The organism is Streptomyces sp. WM6378 (assembly GCF_001279695.1).
Taxonomy (GTDB): domain Bacteria; phylum Actinomycetota; class Actinomycetes; order Streptomycetales; family Streptomycetaceae; genus Streptomyces.
Window position 1 is genome coordinate 106,155 of the sequence record NZ_LGDD01000234.1, and the last position, 19,713, is coordinate 125,867.

Here is a 19,713-nt window from a genome sequence, read left to right on the forward strand (position 1 = left end):
CCCCCTCCGTCGGCCCCCTCCACCGATCCGCTCCGTCGGCCCGTGCTCCTGACCCACAGCGTCGCACCTCTCGTCGCGCCGCCCGTCAGGAGCGTGGGCGGGAGTGGGCGGGGGAGTGGGCGGGGGACCCGGCGTGGTCGACGGCCCCGGCGGCGCCCGGGTCGCCGTCGTCGGGCGCGGCCAACGCCACGCACAGCACCTCCACCCGCTGTACGAGGTTGTTGCCGAAGCCTCCTCGGTTCCAACTCTGCGTCAGAGGCTGGGAGTTGCCCTCCGCATCGGTGGCCCGGACGCTCAGGACATGGGTGCCGGGCTTCGCCGTCCAGGGTGCCTGCCAGTGCCGCCAGGCCCATTCATGGCCGTGCGGCGACCCGTCGAGTTCGGCGTCGTACCAGCCGCGTCCGCCCTCCGTGCTCACCTCGACCCGTACGACGGGGGCCAGGCCGGACCAGGCACGGCCTTCCAGGAACTGCGGCCCGGGCCGCACCACACGAGTACGGGACATGAAGTCCGGGAAGCCGGGCGGGATCATCAGCGCGCGCGGGGCCATCCGGATCACCGGCTCGCCCGGATCGTCCGCCGACTGCCGGTATCGGTAGGCCACTTGCTGCTGGAACCCCGTGAACTCCGTGTTGATGACGGTGATGTCGCGCAGCCACTTCACGTGCGCCATGCCGTACCACCCGGGAACGACGAGCCGCAGTGGATATCCGTGCTGCGGTGGCAGGGGAGCGCCGTTCATCGCGTAGGCCACGACGACTTCGGGGTCGCGGCCGGTGGCCACCTCCACCGGCAGGCTGCGCCGATAGTCCTGTTCGACGCCGCGCTCCAGGCCGTGGTCGGCGCCGGTGAAGACCACATCGACGGAGTCAGGTGCCACACCGCACTCCGCTAGGAGTGTGTGCAGCGGTACGCCCGTCCACTCGGCGGTTCCGATCCCCTCGACGAGCCAGGGCTGGCTCACGGGCCTCGGCGCGAGCCGGGCCCGGCCGTTGCCCGCGCATTCCATCGTCACCCGGTGCGTGACGGCCGGGAAGGACCGCAGCGCCGCCATGTCGAGAGTGAGGGGGGTACGGACCCGGCCACGTAGGGTGAGCGCCCATGAGCCAGCATCCGCAGCCGGGATGTCGTAGTGGACCAGCACATAGTGCAACCCCGGCGGTGTGACGTCGTACCGCAGGGACTCCAGAGGCATGCCGTGATTGCGGGTCGCGAGCGCCAGTTCCTCGGGGCTGATGCCCTCGGCCGGCTCGGCGAGGCGCCCCGGTGGACTGATGGCACCGATGCGACGGTCCATGACTCCATGGTGCGCCCGGGGACCGGATCCCGGCATCTCGCCGATGCCGAGCCACCGATCACGGGCCCGTGAGCCACCGATTGCGGGTCCGCTCGTCCGGCGGGACGCTTGAAGGGTCAGCCCTGTGGCGCCCGATCGTGTTTGCGGCCGAGAAGGTGCCGGGGCACCGGCGCGCGCGTGTCACCACCGGCGGCCCAGCAGGGGAAGCGCCGGGCGGACACGGGCCCCCACCGTGCCCTCTGCAAGGAGATCGTCATGGACGGCACGACGCTGGAGGCGATGCGGACCGTGCTGCGCGGCCCGGTCATCGGCCCGAAGGACCCGGAGTACGACGAGGCCCGCACGATCTACAACGCGATGATCGATCGAAGACCAGCCGCTGTGGTGCGCTGCACGGACACCGCCGATGTCATCGACGCGGTCGACTTCGTCCGGGACCACGGCCTCGAACTGGCGGTGCGCGGAGGCGGACACAGCGGCGCCGGGCTGTGCCTGGTGGACGACGGCGTCACCCTCGACCTGTCGCCGATGCGCTGGGCGCGCGTCGACCCCGTGACGGAGACCGCCCAGGTCGGCGGCGGAAGCGTGCTCGGCGACCTCGACCACGCGGCCCACGGATTCGGCCTCGCCACCCCCGCCGGAATCATGTCCACCACGGGCATCGCCGGCCTCACCCTCGGCGGCGGCCACGGCCACCTGACCCGCAAGTACGGCCTGACCGCGGACAACCTCCTCGCCGCGGACGTGGTGCTCGCCGACGGCTCCTTCGTCACCGCCACCGAACGCGACAACCCCGACCTGTTCTGGGCGCTGCGCGGCGGCGGAGGCAACTTCGGCGTCGTCACCTCCTTCACCTTCCGGCTGCACCCCGTGCACACCGTGGTGCTCGGGGTGACCCTGTGGACGCTGGACCGGATCGGTGACGTGCTGCGGTGGTACCGCGACTTCCTGCCGCAGGCGCCCAACGACCTGAACGGCTTCTTCGCCGAGCTGGTCGTCCCGCCGGGGCCGCCGTTCCCCGAGGAGATCCACGGCCACAAGATGTGCGGCGTGGTGTGGTGCTGGACGGGCGACCCGGACGCCGCCGACAAGACCTTCGAGCCGGTGAACGAGGCGGGCCCGCCCACCTTCCACTTCACGAGCCCGATGCCGTACCCCATGCTGCAGACCATGTTCGACGAGCTGATCCCCAAGGGGCTGCAGTGGTACTGGCGAGGGGACTTCTTCGACCGGATCACGGACGGGGCCATCGACGTGCACGCCAAGTACGCGGAAGGCCTGCCCACCGACCTGTCGACGATGCACCTCTACCCGGTCGACGGCGCCGCCCACCGCATCGCCCAGAAGGACACCGCCTGGGCCTACCGGGACGCCGTGTGGTCCGGAGTCATCGCCGGCATCGACCCCGACCCAGCCAACGCCGAAGTCGTCCGGCAGTGGTGCGTCGACTACTGGGGTGAGCTGCACCCACACTCGATGGGTGGTTCCTATGTGAACTTCATCGGTGCAGGCGAGGGCCAGGACCGGGTGAAGGCCACATACCGCGACCACTACGACCGTCTGGCCTCGATCAAGCGGCTGTACGACCCGCACAACCTGTTCCACGCCAACCAGAACATCGAGCCCGCCGCCGTGTAATGGCGGGCGGATCCCGGGACGGGTGCTTCAGCGCAGTGTTGTCGGGGGGAGGAACTCGCGGGGCGCCTCACGGTGCCACCACGCTCCGGTCGCACGGAGTTCCTGCCAGGTGGTGAAGCGGTAGCGCCACATGCGGGCGCGGATGAACACCGGCGGGGCGTCCGGGAAGGGGTTGTGCCGCAGCAGACGCAGGGTGTCCCGGTCGTTGACCAGCAGCCGTTCGACGAATCCGCCGAACCAGGAGTATCCGTACGACGGCGAGAGCGCGAGGAACCAGAGCAGCCAGTCGAGCCGCAAATGATAGGGCGCGAACTGGCGCGGGAGGCGCCGCACATCGCCCGGCTTCCCGTGGAATTCGTATTCCCGCCAGACCGTTTGCGGGGTGATCTCCTCGTCGGCCGTCCCTTCGACGACGACCTCGTGCCGGATCCGCGTGATGCTTCCGAACGCTCCGTAGGAATTCACCAGATGCAGCGGTTCGTACGTCGTGTTCATACGTTGCTGATGCGAGAGGAGATTGCGGGCGGGCCGATAGCTGAGCGCCAGTACGAGCACGGCGATCAGGATGACCAGGATCTCGTACCAGAGCGGGGGACCGGGCAGCAAGGGCGGCTCGGTGATGAGGGAGCCGTCCAGGGCGGAGGCGGCGAGGACAATGGTCAGCCAGTTCAGCCAGGCGAAATTGCCGGACAGGACCAGCCACAGCTGGGTGCAGATGATGAGGCACGCGGCGATGCTCGCCACCGGTTGCGGGGTGAACAGGGCTACGGGCACGATGAGTTGGACGACATGGTTGGCGGCCACCTCGGCGCGGTGGAGCGGCTTGGGGAGATGGTGGAAGAACCAGCTCAGCGGGCCGGGCATCGGCTGGGTCTCGTGGTGGTAGTACAGGCAGGTCAGATCGCGCCAGCACGGATCGCCGCGCATCTTGATCAGCCCGGCGCCGAACTCGACGCGGAACAGGACCCAGCGCAGCAGCCACAGCAGGACCACCGGCGGGGCGACCTCGTCGTTGCCCAGGAAGACCGCGAGGAATCCGGCCTCCAGGAGCAGCGACTCCCAGCCGAAGCCGTACCAGGTCTGGCCGACGTTGACGATCGACAGGTACAGCGCCCACAGCACCGCCCAGCACACCATCGCGGCCCAGAGCGGCACGGCGTCGGCTGCCCCCGCCACCACGGCCCCGGCGAGGAGCACGCCGGTCCACGCAGACGAGGCGAACAGCCGGTCGGAATAGCGCAGTTGGAACAGGCTGGGCGCGCTGCGGAACGGCATGCGCCGGACGAAGGCGGGCACGGGCAGCATTCCGCGTTCCCCGATGAGCGCCCGGAACTGGAGGGCCGCCGACAGGAACGCCACCACGTAGACGGCGGCCAGGGAGCGCTGGAACACCAGCCGTCCGAGCCAGTACGCCGACGACGAGAACCACTCCACGGCGAAGGCGCCTCCTGGTCCGAGTGGGCAGCGGGGAGAGTGTGCGCCCTCTTCGTAGCGGGGATCGAGGTGTCGCGTCGAGGCGGTGGACGACCGCTTCACCCGCTCGCGCCAGAACCGTGATCATCGGACCAGGTCGGTTCCTACAGGGCGCGGCACAGCAGGGCGGCCGGTGCCGGGGAGGCTCCGGCGCGGGCGGTGAAGGCGATTCCGGCCGCGTATTCCGCCACGCCGCACTGCCCCTTGTAGCGGCCGTACGCGAATTCCCCGCCGGGGGAACCGGCCGGGCGGTTGTCGCCCCGGTCGAACCAGACGGTTCGCCCGGTCGTCCCGAGACGGTCGCGGGCGGGGACGCACAGGGCCGAGGCAGTCGCCTCGCCCCGCACGCCGTAGCCGGTCAGGAACTGGCCGGCCGGGCACTCCAGCTTCGTGTAGCCGCCGGCCCAGTCCCCGTGGGTGACGTACCGCTCGTCGCGTACGACGGTGTACGCGTCACCCGCCGCGCGCAGGTCGCCCGTACCCGCGTCGGTGCACAGCCCGCGGCCGCCTCCGTGGGCCAGGCCGATCAGCCGCTGGCCATCGGGGCAGACCCCCTTGCGGGCACCCGGGTCCCAGTCGCCAAGGGCCGCGACGCGCAGCGAACGCACGGCGTCCGCATGGTCGAGGTCCAGCATGTTCCAACGGGCCGGTGTCGCGATCAGGCCTGTGCGGGAAGGGGAGTCGAGCAGGGCCTGCCAGCCCGCCGCGCGCCGGTCCGTCCCGTCGAGGAGTCCGGAGCGGTGCCCGTCGGGGTCGTACCGCAGCAGGGCGAAGTCGTCGCCCTGGCCGGCCGGTCCGCGCAGGCCCACCAGCGGCCAGTACCCGAAGTCCGTGTCGTTCGCGGCGAGGTAGTCCGTGAAATTGGCGAACCAGGCGCGCGCCTTGGGGTCCGTCTCCGAGGCTCCCGTGCCGAATTCGCTGACCCACAGCGGCGCCGTGTAGTGCCGGCCCTCGTCGGTGACGAAGAACGCCTCCTGGCGCAGTACGTCGTACAGGTCGGCCGGGGACAGGTCCTGGTAGCGCGGGTCGTGGGTCTCGCCGGTGCCATAAGCGCCCGAGTGGTTGGGGCCGGTGAAGCCGTAGAAGTGCGCCGAATACACCAGCTTCCCGGACCGCAGCAGGGTGTGCGAGAGGGTGCGGACGGGGGTGAGCGTGGGGCGGCCGTGGGGGAGGCCGTCGGCCGGGATGCCGGTCCAGTTGATCCCCTCGATGATGACGAGCAGATCCGGATCGGCCGTGGTGAGGATCCGGTCGGCCGCCTCCTGCGCGGCGGTGAACCAGTCGTGGTCGTCGCCGTTGCCCCAGTTGGGGTCGTCCAGGACGTTGCGCCGCACTTCGTTGTACAGGTCGGCGCCGACCACCCGCTTGTTGTCCCGGTAGCGGCCCGCCATGAACGCCCAGTCGTCCACCCACTGGGCGGTCGACTGCGAGGTGTTCCAGCGTTCGTTGCCGTCGAGGCCGCAGCACCAACGTGCCGTGGTGGTGTGGTTGTTGAGGATGACGGCGAAGCCGTCCCCGGTGAGGGCGGACACGACGGCGTCGTACACCTGGAGCGGGGTGCTGCCCCGGAGCTGCGGGTTGGCGGCGACCGCGCCGTCCGGGACGGGGGTGGTGTCGTGGATGAGCGCGTTGGAGAAGGGGAGCCGCACACTGTTGATGCCCAGGCGGTGGAAGTCGGCCAGCAGCTGGGCGATCGGCACCCGGTCGATGCCGACGGGCATGTTGTACGAGTCCTCGCCCGCATGGTGGTTGGCGGGGTCGTCGATGTCACCGGATCCTGACCAACTGCCTTGTGCACCACCCCAGTTGGCTGACTTGAGTTTGAAACGGGCGCCGGTCGCGTCGACGATGTAGCGGCCCCGGGTGGACAGCGGCCCGGTCCAGGATTCGGCGAGCGGCCCGGTGCGCTGCGTCGGGCCCGCGGTGCTCGCGGTCACCGCGCTCGCTTGTGGTGCCGCGCCCGCGGGACTGCCGACGAGCAGAGCGGCGAGCGCGGCAAGGGCCAGTGTGCAGCGCGGCAGAAGCCCCAACATCCGTACTCCGTCTCAATTGACCGCCCTGGAAGCCGGGTTGGGGCGGTCGGCGGATATCGGATGTGACCGGCCGACAGCAGCATGGATCGCTGTTACCGTCGGGTACAACGGGCTGCGCGGTAAAGGAATCGCCAAGCGGGCCCCGCCGCCCACCCTGATGAAGAGGGGGCGGCGGGGTGTGCGGCCGGGCGGTCAGACGTTGACGCCGTAGTCGGATGCGATGCCGGCCAGGCCGGATGCGTAACCCTGGCCGACGGCGCGGAACTTCCACTCGGCTCCGTGGCGGTAGAGCTCTCCGAAGACCATCGCCGTCTCCGTCGAGGCGTCCTCGCTCAGGTCGTAGCGGGCCAGTTCGGCCCCGCCCGCCTGGTTGATCACGCGGATGTAGGCGTTGCGCACCTGGCCGAAGCTCTGGCCGCGGGCCTGCGCGTCGTGGATCGAGACCGGGAAGACGATCTTCGAGACCGGGCCGGGGACCGCGGTGAGGTCGATGTTGATCGTCTCGTCGTCACCCTCGCCCTCGCCGGTGAGGTTGTCTCCGGTGTGCTGGACCGAACCGTCCGGGCTGGTCAGGTTGTTGTAGAAGACGAAGTGGCTGTCGGAGAGCACCTTGCCGCTCTCGTTGCACAGCAGCGCGCTGGCGTCGAGGTCGTGATCCGTGCCCGTGGTCGTCCGCACGTCCCAGCCCAGGCCGACCGTGACGGCCGTCAGCCCGGGGGCTTCCTTGCTCAGCGAGACATTGCCGCCCTTGGCCAAGCTCACGCCCATGTTCTTCCTCCGTGGTTGTGCCGGTTCCGTCCCCCGATTACAACGCCCGGAACATCACTACGGTTCCCTGTTTGCGCAATCCCTGAAATGTGGATCAGTGCCGGAGGCGCGGCTCGCGGCTGCTGTGCGCTCGCGCAGATGGGGCAGGATCCCGCGCTCCAGCAGGGCCTGGCGCCAGAGCTCGTACGCTCGGACCGCCTCGGGATGCGGTGTGGGTCCGGCCTGCGGTGCGGTTCCGGCTTGTGCCGCGGGCCGGTTGCGTGCCGCGGTGACGAGGAGTGCCACAAGGCCCGGCAGCGCGCTGAGCGCGGCGAGGCCCGCGAACATCCAGCCCGCGTTGTGCAACCCCCGCGCCAAGTGGGCGTGGAGGCCGACCAGATGCAGTGCGTACCCGATGAGGAGCAGCAGGGCCGCGGCCATGGCCGACAGCGCCGGTGTCAGAACGGCCAGGACGGCGAGCAGTCCGCCGCGTTCGGCCTCAGGTATGTCGTCGAGCGGCTCCGGGGGTGCCTCGGCCCGGACGCCGGTGGCGGCCGCCGCGCGGAGGAAGGCCCGGTACTCGCAGGCCGCGGACGCCGCGATGCGGGCGCGCTCCCGGAGGGCCTCGCTGCGCAGTCGATCCGCGTCGACGGCGTGCCCCGCGGATCGGAGCAGACCCTTGATCTCCCTTGATTTCAGGGCGAGTTGGAGGAGGCGTGCGAACTCCTGCGCGTCCTGCTCGCGCAGCCCGTCGTCGGAACGGCTCATGTCTCCCCCGATGGTGTGTCCCCGGTGAGGGGTCCGCTGGTGGCGTGTCGTGTTCGCCGTGCGTACGCGGCGTGTTGCCGCAGTCGTGGTGTTCGGCCCGCCGCGTGACGGACCTCACCATAGTTCAATTATTGCGCAAGCTTTAAAGTGAATGCATGGATGCGGGGACGGATGCAGGGGGCGGGACGGGTGTGGGCAGCGAGCTGCGCAGGGAGGTCGCGGTGCTGGCGGGTGGCCCTGCGGACGGGTTGCGCATGTATGTCAGAGGCCGCCCGGCGGTGGTGCAGGTGACGTACCCCTGTGAGTGGCGGTCGCCCGTGCCTGGGGTGCGTGCCGACGCGGTGTACGTCTACCGTCGCGACCACCGCAGCCATGAGGAGCCCTTGCGCTACGGATTCGACGGCGCCAGCCCCTGAGTGGGCACGCCAGTACTATTTGGTGGGGGCGGCCCATCCCCTTCGGGGCGGGCCGGAAGGAATGGGGAGCACGCGCATGGCAGGCGGTCGGGGCGGACGAGAGGGGTCGGGGCGAAGTGGTGGGGCCGGGGTGAGTGGGCGACAGCGCAAGCACAGAGGGGTACGGCTGGGCCTGGGCATCGCGCTGGCCCTGCTCGTCCTGGTGACGGCGGGCGCGGGCTGGGCCTATCTGCGGCTCGACGGGAACATCGACACGTTCAACGCGGACGGCGTCTCCGGCGATCGCCCGCCGGCCTCGACCCAGGGCACGAACGTCCTGGTCATCGGCACGGACGCGCGCATCGGCGGCAACAGTGAACTCGGCGGTGGTGACAAGGACGACATAGGGCGCTCCGACACGGCCTTCCTGCTGCATGTGTACGCCGACCACAAGCATGCCGTCGCGGTGTCCATCCCGCGCGACACCCTCGTGGACATCCCGTCCTGCAAACTGCCCGACGGCACGTGGACCAAGCCGCAGACCCACACCATGTTCAACGCGGCCTATTCGGTGGGCGAGAGCGCCAAGGGCAACCCCGCCTGTACCCAGAACACCGTGGAGAAGCTGACCGGGCTGCGCGTCGACCACACCATGGTCGTCGACTTCAAGGGCTTCGCGAAGATGACCGAGGCCGTCGGCGGCGTCCAGGTCTGTCTGCCGCAGGACGTCTACCAGAGGGACCTCAACCCCAACCGCACCACCCGTGGCGACCAGATCTTCGCCAAGGGCCCGCAGACCGTCTCCGGACAGCGGGCCCTGGACTACGTACGCATCCGGCACGGCATCGGCGACGGCTCCGACATAGGCCGGATACAGCGCCAACAGGCCTTCCTCGCCTCGCTCATCAAGAAGGTCAAGAGCGACGGCCTGAGCCCCACCAAACTGTTTCCCCTCGCGGACGCCGCCACACAGTCCCTGACCGTGGACCCCGAACTGGGCTCCGCCGACAAGCTGATCTCGTTCGCCATGTCGCTGCGCGACATAGATCTGCACAACACGAAGTTCATCACCCTGCCGTGGCGCTACCAGGGTGAACGGGTCGCCATCGTCCACCCCGACGCCGAAGCACTGTGGGCCGCGCTGAAGGCCGACCGCACTCTCGACGGGCAGGACGCGAGCAACCACCAGACCGAGCAGGTCGCCGCGGCTTCCCCCTCGCCGAGCGGCGGCGCGCCGGTCGCGAGCACGGGCATCTCCGTCGCCGTCTACGACGGCACCACCGTCACCGGCCTCGCCGCCCGCGCCGCGGACGCGCTCAAAGCACACGGCTTCACCGTCACCGGCACCACCCCGGCCATGGTCCGCACGCAGACCAAGACGGTCATCGAGTACGGACCCGGGCAGCGGGACCAGGCCGAGAAGGTCGCCCAGGTCTTCCCCGGCGCGGAAGTCACCTCGGCCGCGGCGCCCGGGATCAACGTCATCCTCGGCCTGACCTACGCCGACGCCCCGCAGCCCGCCACCTCGCCCGCCACCACCGCATCGCCCGCGCCCACGGCCCTGCCCACCGGCGTGGCCGGGACCGCCCGCTCGGCCGACGACGACCTCTGCTCCAACCTCTCGTACGGCTGAGGCGGCGCGGTCAACCACCAAGTAGCCCTGTCGCGAAGGCGTGTGACGCTGCGTCAGGCGCGACAGTGGTCAGCGCGGCAGGGTCACGCGGAAGGCGGTGTGGCCCGGGCGGCTGGTGACGCCGACGGTTCCCCCGTGGGCCTGGACGACCGCGAGCACGATGGCCAGGCCGAGCCCGGAGCCCGCCGACCTGGCGCGATTGTGGCCGGCTCGCGTGAAGCGCTGGAACACCTCGGGCAGCAGGTCCTCCGGGATGCCGGGGCCGGTGTCCGTCACGCTCAACTCCCTTGCCCCTGTGCCGGTTTCGCCGAGGCTGAGGGTGATCTCGGTGCCGGGCGGGGTGTGGGTGCGGGCGTTGGTGAGGAGGTTGGCGATGACCTGGTGGAGGCGGTGTTCGTCTCCGGTCACCGTGACGGGCTCCTCCGGCAGGTCGAGCAGCCAGCGGTGACCAGGGGCGGCGGCCCGCGCGTCGTCGATCGCGTCAAGGGCGAGCCGGGTCAGGTCGACCGGCTCGCGCGCGAGGGGGCGGCCCGCGTCGAGACGGGCGAGCAGCAGCAGGTCGTCGACGAGCCCGGTCATGCGCCGCGTCTCGGACTGGATCCGCTCAAGGGCGTGCCGCACCTCGCCCGGTACGGGGCCCCGGTGGCGCAGGGCCAGTTCGGCGTGGGCCCGCACGGTGGCCACCGGGGTGCGGAGCTCATGGCTGGCGTCGGCGGCGAAGTGCCGCAGCCGCTCCTCGCCGGCCTGCCGCTGGGCGAGGGCGTCCCCGACGTGGCCCAGCATGTGGTTGAGCGCGGCGCCCACCCGGCCCACCTCGGTGCGCGGATCCGTGTCGGGAACGGGGGCCGGCATCGCGATCTCCCCGCTGGCCAGGGGGAGTTGGGTGACCTCGGTCGCGGTGGCCGCCATCCTGCGCAGGGGCCGCAGCGAGAGCCGTACCCACAGCGCTCCGGCGATTCCGGTGGCCGCGAGGGTGGCACCGAACACGACGGCCTCGACGATCTCCAAGCGGTGCACGGTCTCTTCCACCGGCTCCAGCGGCAGCCCCGTGATCAGTACGTCGCCGTCGTCGCCCGACACCGCCACCACACGGTAGTGACGCAGCGTCGACAGCCGGACGTCGTGGCCCCGCCCGTCCACCGGCACGGCCGCGAGCGCGGCGCGGTCCGCGGCATCGAGCGGCACGGAGGCGTCGGTCTGGGCGTGCACCACGGCGGCCTGGGTGGTCTCGCCGCGCAGCAGCCGGGCGCCGAACGTGCCGTTCGACTGGCCCCGGGTGTCCGGCTGGTTGTCGGCGTCGGGCTTCTCGTCGTGTTCGAGACTGGCCGCGAACCGGCCGCCGGACGCGCTGAGCTGCTGGTCGAGGCGGCTGACCAGGAACCCTTCGAGGGCGAGCACGGACGTCACCCCGACCGCGAGACACGCCAGCGCCAGCAGCAGGACGAGCCCGGCCGTGAGGCGGGCCCGCAGCGTGCGGGGGAGACCGAGACGCCTCGCGAGGTTCTGGAGACCGGGCCGCTTCATGAGGGGTCGGGCTTCAATACGTAGCCGACGCCGCGCACGGTGTGGATCAGCGGCGGCCGACCCGCGTCGATCTTCTTGCGCAGATAGCTGATGTACAGCTCGACGATGTGCGCGCGGCCACCGAAGTCGTACGACCAGACGCGGTCCAGGATCTGGTCCTTGGACAGCACCCGGCGCGGATTGCGCATGAGGAAGCGCAGCAGCTCGAACTCGGTGCGGGACAGGTCCACGAGCCGGCCCGCCCGGCTGACCTCCATCGCGTCCTCGTCCATCACGAGGTCGCCGACCACCAGGCGGTTCCCGCCCGGCTCGCGTGCCATGCCCGCCCGGCGCAGCAGCCCGCGCAGCCGGGCCAGCACCTCCTCCAGGCTGAACGGCTTGGTGACGTAGTCGTCGCCGCCCGCGGTGATGCCCGCGATGCGGTCCTCGACGGAGTCGCGCGCGGTCAGGAACAGGACGCAGACGTCCGGCAGGCCGGCCCGCATCTCGCGCAGCACGTGCAGGCCGTCCAGATCGGGCAGCATCCAGTCCAGGACCACCGCGTCGGGACGGAAGGCGGACGCGGTGCTGAGCGCGCTCGCGCCGTCGGCGGCCGAGCGGACGTCCCAGCCCTCCGAGCGCAGGGCGCCGGACAGCACCTCGGTCAGATCGGGCTCGTCGTCGACGACGAGGATCCGGACGGGACTGCCGTCGGACCTGCGGAGCACGGCAGGTGGTGAGGGGTTTTCCATGGTGCTTCCAGCATCCCCCGAACGCCCCGCCGACGGGGTGACGGACAGCTCTGAGTTTCCTCTGAATCACCTGTGGATCCGGTTCCGGGTCGCCCTTTCAGAGGGAACTCAGAAGTGCCGGTGCGAGGCTGACCGGGCACCGCACACATGGCGCGGGACCACATGGTCCGCCGCCCGGAAAGGGGGCCGCATGGCCGCCAGCATGTACGACAGCCGGCCCGCCGCGCACGTCCCGCACGCCGCACCGCGCGGCACCGCCTGGATACCCGTCGCCGCCCAGATCCTCATCTGGAGCGGGGCCGCGGCGGTCCTCGGCCTGTGGTGGAGCGACACCACATCGGTAGTCGGCATGGGCGGATGGCTGACCGACGGGGGCCGCATCACCGGGCTCCTCGCCGGATACGCCTGCGCGGTCCTGCTCGCCCTCATGGCCCGTGTCCCCCTACTGGACCGGGGTGTGGGCACCGACCGCCTGGCCCGCTGGCACGCCATGGGCGGCCGCTACACACTCTCGCTCGCCCTCACCCACACCCTGCTGATCATCTGGGGCTACGCGGTCACCTCGCACGCGAACGTGGTGAACCAGACCACCACCCTCGTGCTGCACTATCCGGACCTCCTGAAGGGCACCGCCGGGTTCCTGCTCCTCGTGGTCACCGGCATCATCTCCGCGCGCGCCGCCCGCCGCAGGCTGAGCTACGAGACCTGGCACTACCTCCACTTCGCGACGTACCTCGCGGTCTTCCTCGTCTTCGGACACCAGCTCTCCAACGGCGCCGACTTCGTCGGCAACCGGTCCGCCCAGCTGGCCTGGTACGCGATGTACCTCGGCATCGCCGCACTGCTCGCCTGGTACCGCTTCGTCGTCCCCGTCCGCCGCGGAACGCGCCACCGCCTGCGCGTCGCCGAGGTCCGCAGCGAGGCGCCCGGCGTGGTGTCCGTCCACCTCACCGGCGAGCACCTCGACGAACTCGGCGCGCAGGCAGGCCAGTTCTTCCGCTGGCGCTTCCTCACCCCGGGCCTGTGGTGGGCCGCCAACCCGTACTCCCTCTCCGCCCCCGCCCACCACCGCTTCCTGCGCATCACCGTGAAGGCCGTCGGCACCCACAGCGCCGCCCTCGCCCGACTGGCCCCCGGCACCCGCGTGTGGGCCGAGGGCCCCTACGGCGGCTTCACCGCGGCCCGCCGCACCACGACCAAGACCCTGCTCCTGGGCGGCGGCGTCGGCATCACCCCGCTGCGCACGCTCCTGGAGACCCTGCCCGGCGACATCACCCTCATCTACTGGGCCCGCCGCCCCGAGGACCTCGCGCTGCGCGGTGAACTCGACGCCCTCGCCGCGGCCCGCGGCGCCCGCGTCCTGTACTCGGTCGACGAACCGGCCGCGCACCGCCTGCCGCTGACGGCCGCGGCACTGCTCCAGTACGTGCCCGACCTGAGGGACCGGGACGTGTACCTGTGCGGACCGCCCGGCATGACCGACGCGGCGCTGGACGCCCTGCGCGGCGCGGGCGTGCATCGCCGCCGCATCCACCACGAGTCCTTCGCGTTCTGATGCACGCCCCGAGCCGTCCGAGGAGACCCGCCGTGCGCCGAGTCGCCGTCACCACCCTGTCGACCGCCGCGGGCGTGGTCCTGCTGCTGTCCCTCAAGCCCCATCAGAGTCATCCGCCCGTCGTGTCCGCGCCCAGGCCGGCCGCTTCGACGCCGGGGCAGGCAGCCACCGGCACCCGTACCGGCGACTTCACCGGAGACGTCATCGACACCCGGTACGGGCCGGTCCAGGTGGCCGTCACCCTCGCCAAGGGGCGCCTCACCGCCGTCCGCGTCCTCCAGGTGCCCTCCGAGAGCGGGCGCGACCAGGAGATCGCCGCACGGGCCGTGCCCCGCCTGACCGAGGAGGCGCTCGGTGCGCAGAACGCCCAGATCGACGCCGTGTCGGGCGCGAGCTACACCAGCGAGGGCTACATCCAGTCCCTGCAGAGCGCATTGGACAAGGCCGGTGCGTGACGTGGCCAGGGCGGGCGAGGGTGCGCACACCATCCGCGGGGCCGGGGGGCGGCACAGCACGGGCGCAGCCGAGGGGTCGCACGCAACCGGTCCGGCCGAAGGTCCGCACCCGTCCCGCGCGACCGTGGGCCTGCGCCATGCCGAACACGTCATGGGCACCGTCTTCTCCTTCGACATCCGCGACCGGCCCACCCCCGCGGTCCGCGACGCCCTCGCCGAGGCCGTCGCCTGGCTGCACCGCGTGGACGCCGTCTTCTCCACCTACCGGCCCGACAGCGAGATCAGCCGTATGGCGCGGGGCCACATAGGCGTGAGTGACTGCCCGCCCGAGGTGGCCGAAGTGCTCACCCTCTGCGCGCGGGCCGCCGCGACGACAGACGGCTGGTTCAGCCACACCCCTGGTGGTCGGCTCGATCCCTCCGGCCTGGTCAAAGGCTGGGCCACCGAACGCGCCTCGCAGATCCTGTACGACGCCGGGGCCCGGAACACGTGCGTCAACGGTGGCGGCGACCTCCAGCTCAGGGGCGAGTCGGCCCCCGGCAGCGCCTGGCGCGTCGGCATCGCGCACCCCTTGCGCCCCGGCCATCTCCTGACCGTCGTCACCGGCCGAGACCTCGCCGTCGCCACGTCGGGCACCGCCGAACGCGGCCACCACATTCTCGACCCACACACCGGGCAGCCCGCCATGGGCCTCGCGTCGGTCACCGTCACCGGACGCCACCTCACCGACGTCGATGCATACGCCACCGCCCTCTTCGCCATGGGGGACGCGCCCGCCCGGACCTGGACCCGGGCCCACAGCACATACGAAGCCTTGGTGGTGACCGCGGCGGGCGACGTGTGGCGGAGCGAGCGCTTCCCCGCCGCTCAGCACAACAACTGACCCACACAACCCGGTGGTTGATGTGTGCTGAAGACATGGTGGCGCAACCCATGGCGCACGGAGGCATCGTTCGTCGGGGTGGGCACCCGAGATGCCACAACCGGCTGCTTCTTCGCACCGCCCGGCATCCGAGGCGCGGCCGACCGGTTCGGGTCGGCTCTGCCGACGGCAGCGGAACCCGAGGACCTATGCGAGGGTGAGCAGCACTTCGTCGATGTCCTGGCCACGGGCGAACGCGAAACCCCGGCCGTGCCCCGTGACGACGAAGCCACACTTTTCCAGGACGCGGATCGAGCCGGCGTTGTCGGCCGCCGCGTGCGCGAACAGCGGGCGGCCGCTTTCGAGGCCGACCAGCTGCGCCAGGGCCGCGGTGGCGATGCCGCGGCCCCAGTGCGCCCGGTCGATCCAGTACGTGACCTCGCGTTCGCCCGGCGGACCGAAGAGGGCGACATGGCCGACCACCACACCGTCGGCGAGCACCGTGCGCATCGTCACCGAAGCATCGCCACGAACCCGCGCCCAGTGGGCGTCGAACTGCTTCCGGTCGTAGTTGTACTCCCTGGTGACCGCGGCCACCTGCTGCGCCTGTGGATCGGAGAGCTGCCCCCAGAAGGCGGGCAGGTCGCCGTCGCGCACCTCGCGCAGGGTGATCACCACGGCCATCAGGAGGCGGGTCCCGCCGGCGGGGCGCCGGTGGTCGCGGCGTTGTACAGGGCCCGGGTGGCGGCGCCGAAGTATGCGCTGTAGGAGACCTGCGGGGTGTTCCCGCCGGTGTGGTAGCCGCCGATGACCCCGATCACCGCCCAGCCGCCGGGCCACGCCACCAGCATCGGGCCGCCACTGGTCCCGCCCACGAAGCCGTCGCAGGCGATGCGGTCGAAGGTGCCCGGGTCGGCCGGGTCGTCGCTGACCCACTTCGTGGTCCAGCTCAGGCACTCCAGCGGCTTCTGCGCGCCGCCGGGGTAGCCGATCATCCGCACCGGGGCGTGCGAGTACCCCGACTCGACGAGCAACTGGACCGCCCCGGCCGCGTCCTGGAGCCGCTTCCCGTCCTGGTTGGGCTCGGTGACCGCGAACCCGAAGTCATAGGCGGCGCCCGCGTGTTCACCCCGGTCGTAGTACTCCTGCGAGACGTACACGCCGTTGTCCTTGACGGGGAAGATGCCGAACGGCGTGAGCCCGTCGTGGTACTGCGGCACGAAGCCCAGATGGCGCTTGGGAGAGGTGCCGGAGTACCCCTTCAGACAGTGCCCGGCGCTGAGGACCAGATCGTGGCCGGGGCTGCGCACCACGGAACCGCTGCATGTGCGGCCCGTACCGGAGGCGTCGGTCCAGAAGAAGGTGCCGGCCTGCGGGATGCCGTCGAAGCTCTTGCTCGGTGGGATGAACTCGCCGGGCCGGGGCCCGTCCACGGTGGGCGATGTGGTGCGGGCCCCCAGGGAACCACTCCGGCTTGTGTCGTCGGGCAGTGCGGCCGTCATGCGGGCCGGGGTCCAGTAGGCGCCCAGAGCGGCCGCGTCCGGGTTCGGTGTGGGCGGGGAGCCCGCGGCGAACGCTGCCGGGGCGAGCCCGGCGGACAGCAGCAGGGCGGCCGCGACCGCGGTGGTCTGTCGGATGATCCTGGTCCTACGCACCATCAGTACCCCTCTGTCCGGACACATGTGACGGCTCACCATACGGCTGGCGCGGTTGCGGGCAGAAGTGCCCGAAGTTGCCCTGGCGCGGCGAGCCGGTGACGTGGTGACCCCACCGGCGAGCGCGCGGTATGGCTTTCGGCCATATGGGCCGTCAACCGGGTTGCGGGCCGAACGCCTGGCGGGCGGCGCGCCGCCACCGGTTGGCGGGCAGGGTGGGACGCAGCACCGCGAACGCGCCGCAGTACTTGGTGAACACGGCGGGCCGTACCCGGTGGGCGTGCAACAGCCGGTCGGCCTCGGTGAGATGCTCGGCCGACTTCGTCTCGACGAGGACGAGACCACTGTTGCTGCGCACCCTGTGGTGGGTGCGCAGATCGACGCAGACGAGCCCGGCATCGCACGTGATGCGCTGTCCGTCGGCCACGAAGGTGGTCCGGAGATAGTCGGTGGACAGGGAGGGCCGCAGCGCGGTGGGGGCGTCGATCGCGTAGGCGTGCTTGAGCGTGTCGGCGAGGAACGCCTGCCGCGCGGGGTCGAGCGGGCTGTCCGTGCCGGTCAGGGGGCAGCGGTGTTTGACGGTGTCGCCGCGGCCGCCCTTGAGCTTGATCTCGAACTGCCGCTCTCCGCTGTCCTCGTAGACGCGTTCACGGATCTTGAAGCGCAGGCGGCGACCCTGACGGTGGTCGTGGAAGGAGCGCAGCCCCGGGGTGTCGTAGTAGACCGAGTGGTAGCGGAAGGCGCGGCGGCCGTCGATGGCCAGCGCCCGGAACGCCCCGCCGGGTTGGCGGGCCTCGGTGAGTCGGCCCACCACCCGCAGGAACGTGTCGGCGGGCACGAGGTAGCTGCGGTCGAACCGGGTGAGCAGTGAGGACCGCTCATTCAGCTCGGCCAGCGAGATCGGATCGGCTCCGTGCGCCGCCTCGTCGATGGCCCGTACGGCTTCCGCGGCCGCCGGCGCCGCCGTCGTCTGGATGGTCATGCGGCGTCCAGTGCGCTCGCGGTCGGACGCAGGGCCTCGACAGGACTGGTCTGCTGCCCGCTGGGCCGCGGTTCGGGTTCCCGGTAGCGGACGTCGACGACCATCAGATCCCGTACGAAGTCGATCTCCATCACCGTCCAGTGGAGGGGCTCGCCCAGGCGCCGCGCCAGGTCGGCTCGCAGGGCGGCGGGATCGGTGTGGACGGTGTCGAGGGTGATGACGGTGCGCCGGGCGCGGGCGAACAGGCGCGGGTGGTCGGCCGCGTAGACGACAAGCAGCAGAACGGCACTCAACGCGGCGGCCAGGGCGAACCTGAGGTGCGGCAGACCGCAGATGAGGCCGAGGACGAGCGTGGTGAAGTAGTAGGCCACTTCCTCGTGTTGGACCGCGTCGGAGCGCAGCCGGATGATCGAGAGGACGCCGAACAGCCCGAAGCCGAGCGCCATCCCGCCGCTGCCGCCCACTTCGGCGAGCGCCGCGACGATGGTGAACAGGGCGACGTTCAGGGCGAGATACGCCGGCACGAGGTCGCGCCGCCGGTGCCTCGGATAGTAGATCGCGAACGTGAGCAGGCAGATGGCGGTGAGGTCGAGCCCCAGATGGGCAGCGAGGTGACGTAACGAATCCATGGCTCCGCTCCCTGTGTGTGTACGAGTCCGTACGTGTGCGTACGGGAAGAGAACCCAGACTCTAGGAGGCCACAGAGTGAACGTTCGCCAACTTGTCAGTAAATCCAACGGATCATTGATGTATCCGGGTGGTCAATGACCAATACGGCACCACGGCTGTCCCGTTCGGCCCTCTTGCGAGCTCCTCGCCGGGGATGATTCCTCTCCGTGTTCGGGACCTTGGGCATCCGTCCCGCGACCGCCCTCAACAGGCGCCATAGGCAGATCGCTATGGCCGTCTTCGCGCGAAGCCTCTTGGACGGCGGCGGTCCGTGCCTGTTCTGCTGGAGCCATGCGAGACAAAACGACACGACTTGCCTCCTTGAACCGCTCCCGTGCGCATTCCCGTACGAAGTGGCCTGCCGCGCTGCTCGCCCTCGCGGTCCTCACGACCGGTACCGCGTCCACGGCGCGGGCGGCCGAGGCGCAGGACCGGACTTCCATCACAACCCCGTCGGTGCCGGCGCCACTCCATGTGGGCGGCGCACATGACGTGGCGGACGAGCTGAGCCGCCTTGAGCGGACACACCACGTACGGATCGGCGCGTACGCCCTCGACACCGCCACCGGACGGACCGTCACCTACCGGGGCAACGAGAAGTTCCCTTCCCTGTCCACGTTCAAAGCCATGGTGTGCGCCGCCGTCCTCGACAAGGCTCGGCGCTCGGAGCCGGGACTGATGGACAAGGTCATCCACTGGAAGAAGAGCGACGAGGTTCCCAATTCCCCGGCCACCGCGGGCCAGGGCGACAAGGGAATGACGGTGGCCGATCTCTGTCATGCGGCCATCACGCGAAGCGACAACACGGCGGGCAACCTGCTGCTCGGCCGCATCGGCGGCCCCCAGGGGCTGACCCACTACTACCGGTCCCTCGGTGACCCGGTCTCCCGACTGGACCGCTGGGAACCCGACTTGAACGTCTGGAAGCCGGGCGAGCGGCGCGACACCACGACCCCCGCGGCCATGGGCCGCAACCTCGCAAGGACCTCACTCGGCAGCGGCCTGGCGCCCGCGGACCGGGACCGGTTGAACGGCTGGCTCCGCGCCACCGTCACGGGCGACGAGCGCATCCGCGCCGGGCTGCCCAATGACTGGACCGTCGGCGACAAGACCGGCACCAGCGACGCCTACGGCTCCGCCAACGACATCGCCGTCGCCTGGCCGAAGGGGGGTCACCCGGTGATCATCGCGATCTACACCAACCACGCGACCGCCGACGCCGCCGCGGACAACGCGGTGATCGCGAGCACGGCCTCGACGCTGGTACGTGGCCTCGGCGTGCAGCAGACCCACTGA

Annotated in this window: 18 protein-coding genes; 7 read left to right on the plus strand and 11 right to left on the minus strand. The window is 70.9% G+C overall.

Annotation, left to right across the window (positions count from 1 at the left end; genetic code table 11):
• Window positions 1–85: 85 nt before the first annotated feature.
• On the minus strand, window positions 86–1,297 hold the full coding sequence (locus ADK54_RS18775; protein ID WP_078966463.1) for a sulfite oxidase: 1,212 nt from the start codon (window positions 1,295–1,297) through the stop codon (window positions 86–88).
• A 255-nt stretch (window positions 1,298–1,552) separates the two neighbouring features.
• Here ADK54_RS18775 and ADK54_RS18780 point away from each other — a divergent pair, with 255 nt between their 5' ends.
• On the plus strand, window positions 1,553–2,935 hold the full coding sequence (locus ADK54_RS18780; RefSeq protein ID WP_053726794.1) for an FAD-binding oxidoreductase: 1,383 nt from the start codon (window positions 1,553–1,555) through the stop codon (window positions 2,933–2,935).
• A 27-nt stretch (window positions 2,936–2,962) separates the two neighbouring features.
• Here ADK54_RS18780 and ADK54_RS18785 read toward each other — a convergent pair whose 3' ends face one another.
• The 4 genes from ADK54_RS18785 to ADK54_RS18800 all read right to left on the minus strand — a co-directional run bounded on the left by ADK54_RS18785 (window position 2,963) and on the right by ADK54_RS18800 (window position 7,956).
• Entirely contained in the window at window positions 2,963–4,369 is a 1,407-nt protein-coding gene (locus tag ADK54_RS18785; protein ID WP_053726795.1) for a lipase maturation factor family protein, read from the minus strand.
• A gap of 143 nt (window positions 4,370–4,512) precedes the next feature.
• Window positions 4,513–6,441 carry a glycoside hydrolase family 5 protein gene (locus ADK54_RS18790; protein WP_053726796.1) on the minus strand — a complete coding sequence of 643 codons (1,929 nt, stop codon included), beginning with the start codon at window positions 6,439–6,441 and terminating at the stop codon, window positions 4,513–4,515.
• A gap of 192 nt (window positions 6,442–6,633) precedes the next feature.
• Window positions 6,634–7,209: a TerD family protein gene (locus ADK54_RS18795; RefSeq protein WP_053726797.1), complete on the minus strand. Its 576-nt coding sequence runs from the start codon at window positions 7,207–7,209 to the stop codon at window positions 6,634–6,636.
• A 57-nt stretch (window positions 7,210–7,266) separates the two neighbouring features.
• Window positions 7,267–7,956 (minus strand): hypothetical protein, encoded by a 690-nt coding sequence (locus tag ADK54_RS18800; protein ID WP_053726798.1) that lies wholly within the window; start codon window positions 7,954–7,956, stop codon window positions 7,267–7,269.
• 155 nt (window positions 7,957–8,111) lie between these two features.
• Between ADK54_RS18800 and ADK54_RS47580 the strand changes: the two genes are divergently transcribed.
• Window positions 8,112–8,372 carry a hypothetical protein gene (locus ADK54_RS47580; RefSeq protein ID WP_053726799.1) on the plus strand — a complete coding sequence of 87 codons (261 nt, stop codon included), beginning with the start codon at window positions 8,112–8,114 and terminating at the stop codon, window positions 8,370–8,372.
• A 76-nt stretch (window positions 8,373–8,448) separates the two neighbouring features.
• A complete protein-coding gene (locus ADK54_RS18810) occupies window positions 8,449–9,984 on the plus strand; it encodes an LCP family protein (RefSeq protein WP_053726800.1) in 1,536 nt (511 codons plus the stop codon).
• 69 nt (window positions 9,985–10,053) lie between these two features.
• Here the strand turns inward: ADK54_RS18810 and ADK54_RS18815 are convergent, their stop codons facing one another.
• Together ADK54_RS18815 and ADK54_RS18820 are read right to left on the minus strand one after the other, a co-directional pair.
• Window positions 10,054–11,508 (minus strand): sensor histidine kinase, encoded by a 1,455-nt coding sequence (locus tag ADK54_RS18815; protein ID WP_053726801.1) that lies wholly within the window; start codon window positions 11,506–11,508, stop codon window positions 10,054–10,056.
• On the minus strand, window positions 11,505–12,239 hold the full coding sequence (locus tag ADK54_RS18820; protein ID WP_053726802.1) for a response regulator transcription factor: 735 nt from the start codon (window positions 12,237–12,239) through the stop codon (window positions 11,505–11,507). Before ADK54_RS18820 ends, ADK54_RS18815 begins: the two co-directional genes overlap by 4 nt.
• Window positions 12,240–12,429: 190 nt before the next feature.
• On the opposite strand from ADK54_RS18820, the gene ADK54_RS18825 reads away from it, so the two are divergent.
• The 3 genes from ADK54_RS18825 to ADK54_RS18835 all read left to right on the plus strand — a co-directional run bounded on the left by ADK54_RS18825 (window position 12,430) and on the right by ADK54_RS18835 (window position 15,132).
• Window positions 12,430–13,794, plus strand: coding sequence for a ferric reductase-like transmembrane domain-containing protein (locus ADK54_RS18825; RefSeq protein ID WP_053726803.1), 1,365 nt, complete (start codon window positions 12,430–12,432; stop codon window positions 13,792–13,794).
• Between the two features lie 32 nt (window positions 13,795–13,826).
• On the plus strand, window positions 13,827–14,249 hold the full coding sequence (locus ADK54_RS18830; protein ID WP_053726804.1) for an FMN-binding protein: 423 nt from the start codon (window positions 13,827–13,829) through the stop codon (window positions 14,247–14,249).
• 151 nt (window positions 14,250–14,400) lie between these two features.
• Window positions 14,401–15,132 (plus strand): FAD:protein FMN transferase, encoded by a 732-nt coding sequence (locus tag ADK54_RS18835; RefSeq protein WP_053726891.1) that lies wholly within the window; start codon window positions 14,401–14,403, stop codon window positions 15,130–15,132.
• A 186-nt stretch (window positions 15,133–15,318) separates the two neighbouring features.
• On the opposite strand, the gene ADK54_RS18840 is transcribed toward ADK54_RS18835, so the two are convergent.
• From ADK54_RS18840 to ADK54_RS18855, 4 genes are all read right to left on the minus strand, one after another.
• The gene (locus ADK54_RS18840; protein ID WP_053726805.1) at window positions 15,319–15,795 is read right to left on the minus strand and encodes a GNAT family N-acetyltransferase; all 477 of its coding nucleotides are present in this window, start codon (window positions 15,793–15,795) and stop codon (window positions 15,319–15,321) included.
• Complete coding sequence (locus tag ADK54_RS18845) at window positions 15,795–16,769, minus strand: trypsin-like serine peptidase (protein WP_234392128.1); 975 nt, start codon at window positions 16,767–16,769, stop codon at window positions 15,795–15,797. Before ADK54_RS18845 ends, ADK54_RS18840 begins: the two co-directional genes overlap by 1 nt.
• 151 nt (window positions 16,770–16,920) lie before the next feature.
• Window positions 16,921–17,748, minus strand: a complete 828-nt coding sequence (locus ADK54_RS18850) for a polyphosphate polymerase domain-containing protein (RefSeq protein ID WP_053726806.1) — start codon at window positions 17,746–17,748, stop codon at window positions 16,921–16,923.
• A complete protein-coding gene (locus ADK54_RS18855; protein WP_053726807.1) occupies window positions 17,745–18,377 on the minus strand; it encodes a DUF4956 domain-containing protein in 633 nt (210 codons plus the stop codon). The genes ADK54_RS18850 and ADK54_RS18855 overlap by 4 nt, the downstream gene beginning before the upstream one ends.
• A 361-nt stretch (window positions 18,378–18,738) precedes the next feature.
• On the opposite strand from ADK54_RS18855, the gene bla reads away from it, so the two are divergent.
• Window positions 18,739–19,713 (plus strand): class A beta-lactamase, encoded by a 975-nt coding sequence (bla, locus tag ADK54_RS18860; RefSeq protein ID WP_053726808.1) that lies wholly within the window; start codon window positions 18,739–18,741, stop codon window positions 19,711–19,713.